The organism is Desertibacillus haloalkaliphilus, from assembly GCF_019039105.1.
In the GTDB taxonomy this organism is placed as follows: domain Bacteria; phylum Bacillota; class Bacilli; order Bacillales; family KJ1-10-99; genus Desertibacillus; species Desertibacillus haloalkaliphilus.
The window spans coordinates 1-370 of sequence record NZ_JAHPIV010000374.1; the positions used below are offsets into that span (position 1 = coordinate 1).

The following is a 370-nucleotide window of genomic DNA, read 5'->3' on the forward strand; positions in this document are numbered from 1 at the left end:
CGCCGGGGTGCCGGTCACGGCGTCCGACCTCGGAGCGGGCTGGAACGGCCTGCCGCCCACCGACGGCGTCCTGTTGGAGGGCGACGGCGTGCGCGCGGTGGCGCGCCCGTCCGGCACCGAGCCGAAGCTGAAGGTCTACCTGCAGGTCGCCCTGCCCCCCGAGCGGTCGGCGGACCTGGCCGCGGCCCGGGCCGAGGCTTCCGAGCGGATGGAGGAGCTGAAGGCCGCCATGGCCTCGGCCCTGGGGCTGTGACTCGGGTCGTCCTGCTCGCCGGGCCCTCGGGCGGCGGCAAGTCCCGGCTGGCGCGGCTGGTCGGGGGGCTCCCGTTGCGGCTGGACGATTTCTACCTCGACGCGGACGCCCCCGCGC

General features: G+C 77.3%; 1 pseudogene. It reads left to right on the top strand.

The window, feature by feature from the left end:
* A pseudogene (locus KH400_RS30115) lies at positions 1-253 on the top strand (hypothetical protein); the annotation flags it as partial.
* Positions 254-370 lie beyond the last annotated feature (117 nt).